This is a genomic window from Inquilinus sp. (assembly GCF_039594555.1).
GTDB lineage: Bacteria > Pseudomonadota > Alphaproteobacteria > DSM-16000 > Inquilinaceae > Inquilinus.
The window spans coordinates 1-5,026 of the sequence record NZ_JBCNNF010000474.1; the positions used below are offsets into that span (position 1 = coordinate 1).

Annotated in this window: 4 protein-coding genes; all 4 read right to left on the reverse strand. The window is 68.4% G+C overall.

Features of this window, described 5'->3' with window-relative positions; genetic code table 11:
* Nucleotides 1-579 (reverse strand): acetate--CoA ligase family protein (locus ABDW35_RS31980; RefSeq protein WP_343717888.1); only part of this gene is annotated, 579 nt, incomplete at its 3' end.
* Nucleotides 580-854: 275 nt separating this feature from the next.
* Complete coding sequence (frc, locus tag ABDW35_RS31985) at nucleotides 855-2,084, reverse strand: formyl-CoA transferase (RefSeq protein WP_343717889.1); 1,230 nt, start codon at nucleotides 2,082-2,084, stop codon at nucleotides 855-857.
* Between the two features lie 73 nt (nucleotides 2,085-2,157).
* Nucleotides 2,158-3,861 carry a thiamine pyrophosphate-binding protein gene (locus ABDW35_RS31990; protein ID WP_343717890.1) on the reverse strand — a complete coding sequence of 568 codons (1,704 nt, stop codon included), beginning with the start codon at nucleotides 3,859-3,861 and terminating at the stop codon, nucleotides 2,158-2,160.
* 58 nt (nucleotides 3,862-3,919) lie between these two features.
* Complete coding sequence (locus tag ABDW35_RS31995; protein ID WP_343717891.1) at nucleotides 3,920-4,609, reverse strand: GntR family transcriptional regulator; 690 nt, start codon at nucleotides 4,607-4,609, stop codon at nucleotides 3,920-3,922.
* Nucleotides 4,610-5,026: the final 417 nt, after the last annotated feature.

Below are 5,026 nucleotides of genomic sequence, written 5' to 3' on the forward strand. Positions count from 1 at the left end.
CGGCGCGCCGCGCACGCCGTGCAGCACCGCGGCGGCCTGGATGCCGTCCAGCATCGACAGCGCCTCGTCATGGTCGACCGGGGCCAGGCGGAAGGTGATGTCCTTCAGCACCTCGACCAGCACGCCGCCGAGGCCGAAGGCCACCAGCTTGCCGAAGCTGGGGTCGGTGACCGCGCCGATGATCACCTCCTGCCCGCCGACCAGCATCTGCTGGACCTGGACGCCGAGGATCTCGGCCTTCGGATCGTAGCGGCCGGCGCTCTCGACGATGCGCTTGAAGCCGGCGCGGACGTCGTCGGCCGACTTGACGCCGACCAGCACGCCGCCGGCCTCGGTCTTGTGCAGGATCTGCGGCGACACGATCTTCAGCACCACCGGGAAGCCGATCGCCGCAGCCTGGGCCGCCGCCTCGTCGGCCGTGGTGGCCAGCGCCTCCTTCGGGATCGGGATCTGCCAGGCCTCGCACAGCGCGCGGGCCTCGGGGGCGGTCAGGCTGGTGCGCCCGTCCCGCTTCACGGCGTCAAGGATGCGGCGGGCGGTCGTCCGGGCATCGTCCAGGACGTCGACATGGCCATTCATGGCGGTCCTCGCTCAGCAAAGGATGTGGGGGAGGACCGGACCCACCTGAGGCTGCCCGGTCGGGTGTCGCAATCGGTTCGGGTCGACGGCTAGGCCGTCGGTCAATCGGTTGTTTCTCCTATCGCCTCTCCCGCTTGCGGGAGAGGTCGGAGACGCGAAGCGGCTCCGGGTGAGGGGATTTTGTCGAGGCCTGGCCCGCCCTCACCCGGTCGTCCTGCGGACGCCCGACCTCTCCCGCCACGCGGGAGAGGCACAAAAAGGGGTCCGCGCCGTCATCAAATGGCCCCGGCGGTGCGCATCGCGGCGATGGCGTCGGCGTCGTAGCCGACCGAGGCCAGGATCTCCTCGGTGTGCTCGCCCAGCAGCGGCGAGCGGTCGACCGCCACGTCGTTGTCGGAGAGCCGGATCGGCGAGGCGACCTGGATGTAGTTGCCGCGCTCCGGATGCGGCACCTCGACCAGCATGCCGCGGTCGTACATCGAGCGGTCCTCGATCAGGTCCTTCATGCTCAGGATCGGGCCGCAGGGCACGTCGATCTCGTTCAGCGCCTGCATCACCTCGATCTTGCTGCGCTGGCTGGTCCAGCCCTGGATGATGCCGAAGCATTCGTCGAGATGGGACAGGCGTGCCTCCGGCGTGGCGAAGGCCGGGTCCTCGATCAGCTCCTCGCGCCCGATCAGCCGCATCAGCGGCGCCCAGCCCTGCGGCTGGATGATGACATAGGCGTAGTCGTTCTCGCCGCCCGGGGCGCAGCGCAACGCCTGGCCCGGCTGGCCGCCGCCCGAGGCGTTGCCGGAGCGCGGCACGGCGTCGCCGAACTCCTTATTCGGGTATTCCCGCAGCGGGCCGTGCGCCAGGCGCTGCTGGTCGCGCATCTTCACGCGAACGAGGTTGAGGACGCAGTCCTGCATCGCCACCTCGACCCGCTGGCCCTTGCCGGTCTGGGTCCGCTGCAGAAGCGCCGCCAGCACGCCGGCGACGAGATGCATGCCGGTGCCGCTGTCGCCAATCTGGGCGCCGGTCGAGGTCGGCGGGCCGTCATGCCAGCCGGTGGTGCTCATCGACCCGCCCATGGCCTGGGCCACGGTCTCATAGGCCTTGCAGTCGACATAGGGGCCCGGGCCGAAGCCCTTGACCGAGGCGTAGATCACCCGCGGGTTGATCTTCTGGATCTTCTCCCAGGGGAAGCCCTGGCGATCGAGCACGCCGGGGCCGAAATTCTCGATCAGCACGTCCGACTGCTCGAGCAGCTTGATGAAGGCCTCCTGCCCCTGCGGCGACTTCATGTTGATGGTGATGCTGCGCTTGTTGCTGTTCAGCATCGTGAAGTAGAGGCTGTCGACATTCGACTTGTCGCGCAGCTGCGACCGGGTGATGTCGCCGCGGCCGGGCATCTCCACCTTGATCACATCGGCCCCGAACCACGCCAGGATCTGCGTCGCCGAGGGTCCCGACTGGACATGGGTCATGTCGAGAACGCGCACCCCATCCAGGGCCTTGCCCATGGTCTCTCTCCCTATCTGTGCCAGTGCGAGGACGGGGCGCGGGCGGTTGTGATCAGCCCGCGCCCGCGGCCGCTTACTTGTACATGGTCTGGTTCATGGTCCCCGGGGCGTAGGCGTCGGGGTCGATCCACACATTGATCAGCGACGGCTTGCCGGACTCCCGCGCCCGCTCCAGCGCCGGGCGGATCTGGCTGGCCTCGTAGACCTCCTCGCCATAGCCGCCGAGCATCTGGGCGAATTTGGAGTAGTGCACGTCGCCCAGCTTGTTGCCGACATTGCCCTTCTCCGGCCCGTATTTCTGGATCTGGCCGTAGCGGATCTGGTTCATGTGCGAGTTGTTGCCGACCACGCCGATGAAGGGCAGGTCGAAGCGGACCATGGTCTCGAAGTCCCAGCCGGTCAGGCTGAAGGTGCCGTCGCCGAACAGGCAGAGCACCTCCTTCTCCGGCTGGGCGATCTTCGACGCCATGGCGAAGGGCACGCCGACGCCGAGGGTGCCGAGCGGGCCGGGATCCATCCAGTGGCCCGGGGCCCGCGGCTTCACCACGCCGCCCGAGAAGGTGACGACGTCGCCGCCGTCGCCGATATAGACGGTGTTGTCGGTCAGGAACTCGTTCAGCTCATAGGCCAGGCGCAGCGGGTGGATCGGCGAGGCGTCGGAGCGCAGCTTCGGCAGCCGGGCCGCCTCCATCTTCGCCTCCTCGGCCCGCAGCTCCTCGAGCCAGGGCTCGCGGCCCCTGGCGCCGTTGTCGACCCGGCCGGAGACGGCCTGGGTGACGGCGGCGAAGATGGCGCCGCAATCGCCGACCAGGCCGAGCGAGACGTCGCGGTTCTTGCCGACCGTGCGGTAGTCGAGGTCGATCTGCACCACCGTGGCGTTGCGGCCCAGCCGCTTGCCGTAGCCCATGCGGAAATCGAAGGGCGTGCCGACGATCAGGATCACGTCGGCATTGTCGAAGGCGTAGCGCCGGGTCTGCTGGAAGTGGTGCGGGTCGCCCGGCGGCAGCGTGCCGCGGCCGGCGCCGTTCATGAAGGCCGGGATGTTCAGCGCCCGGACGAAGGCGATGGCGTCGTCGGCGGCGCGGCAGGTCCAGACCTGCTGGCCCAGCAGCACGCAGGGCTTCTTGGCATGGACCAGGATGTCGGCCAGCGTCTCGACATCGCGCGGGTCGCCGATGCTCTTGGTCGACCAGCGGTAATGGCCGGCCTCGGGCAGGCGGGCCTTCTTCAGCGGCACATGGCCGTCCAGGATGTCGCGGCCGATCTCGAGATAGACCGGGCCGGGGGCGCCGGCGAAGGCCTCGCGGAAGGCCATCGAGCACATGTCGGCGACACGCTCGGTGGTCACCACATTGGCCGCGAACTTGGTGATCGACTTCATCATGTCGACATGCGGCAGGTCCTGCAGCGACCCCATCTTGTGCTGGTCGAGGGCACCCTGGCCGCCGATCAGCAGGAACGGGCTCTCGGCGCGGAAGGCGTTGGCGACGCCGGTGATGGCGTCGGTGGTGCCCGGGCCGGCGGTGACCACGGCGCAGCCGGGCTTGCCGGTGACGCGGGCATAGCCGTCGGCCGCATGGGCCGCGACCTGCTCGTGCCGGACGTCGATGATGCGGATGCCCTCGTCCAGGCAGCCGTCATAGATGTCGATGATGTGGCCGCCGCACAGCGTGAAGATGGTGTCGATGCCCTCGGCCTTGAGCGCCTTGGCCACGAGGTGACCGCCGGAGATGACCTCCTCCGTCGCGGCCGCTTCCTTCACTGCAGTATCGGGCATGATCGCTTCCTCCTTCACCTTCTGCTCGGGATGCACGGCATCGCGGGACGCCGGGCGGTCATTCGAAGCCGGTCCCGTGCCGCTCGACCGACCGCGACAGGTCGAGGGCATGGTTGCGGACCAGCGTCTCGGCGAGATCCCCGTCGCGCCGCGCCAGGGCCTCGACGATGGCGGCGTGGTCCGCCACCGACCGCTCGGCCCGCTCCGGCCGGCCGATCAGGGACCAGCGGATGGCGCGGATGTGCAGGAACAGGGACTCGGTCATCTCGGTGATCAGGGCGCAGCCGCCGAGGCGGATCAGCGCCTGATGGAAATCGATGTTGGCGGCGGCGAACCGGTCCGGGCAGTCCGCCTCCGCCGCCTGGCCGGCAATCATGGCGCGCAGCTCCTCGATCCCGTCCGGGCCGGCCTGCTCGGCCGCCAGCCGGGCGGCCATGCCCTCCAGCGCGGCCAGGACCACGATCAGCTCGCGGATCTCGTCCCGGGTCTTGCGCACCACGAAGACGCCGCGCCGCGGCATCGACCGGACGAGGCCCTCCTGCTCGAGCAATGCGATCGCCTCGCGCACCGGGGTCCGGCTGATGCCCAGGGCCTCGCACAGCTGCCGCTCGTCGATCCGGATCGGGCGGCTGTGGCCGTAGATGTTCATGCGCACGATGGCATCGCGCAGGGCTTGGTAGGCCTTGGCCTTGTAGCTGGCCTTGGCGGCCAGCGGCGCGACATCGAGCGTCACCCCATCCACCAGCATCGGCGTCCCTGCCCCAGATCGTGCGACCGGCCGCGAAGGCTCTTTGGTCGACTGAATTCAGAATTTTGTATACCAGAAGAATCGGTCCGGCAAGCCGGAATGCCGATGCGATCGTCTTTTTTACTTGGGATTTTCCGAAACTTTATGCTGCAGCGCAAAAAAGATGGCCGTGTCACAAGGTGACACGGCCCAGTCGGGAGGAAACTTGTGCAGCGGGAGGCTCGGTCTTCGCCCTCCCCCACTGTCATGCCCGGCTTGACCCGGGCATCCAGAGATGTCGATGCCGCTCTGGGTGGCCCCTGGATTGCCGGGTCAAGCCCGGCAATGACAAATTGGGGAAGACTGTCCTTAAGAGCCCCTGCCCCTTCAACTCTTACGCTGCGAGGCTCTTCGCCACGTCTTCGCTGATCTTCTTGG

What these genes read in the sequence shown, in the direction of transcription:
- ABDW35_RS31995 (WP_343717891.1), bottom strand. Translation starts at nt 4,609, where the DNA reads ATGCTGGTGGATGGGGTGACGCTCGATGTCGCGCCGCTGGCCGCCAAG.
- frc (WP_343717889.1), bottom strand. Translation starts at nt 2,084, where the DNA reads ATGGGCAAGGCCCTGGATGGGGTGCGCGTTCTCGACATGACCCATGTC.
- ABDW35_RS31990 (WP_343717890.1), bottom strand. Translation starts at nt 3,861, where the DNA reads ATGCCCGATACTGCAGTGAAGGAAGCGGCCGCGACGGAGGAGGTCATC.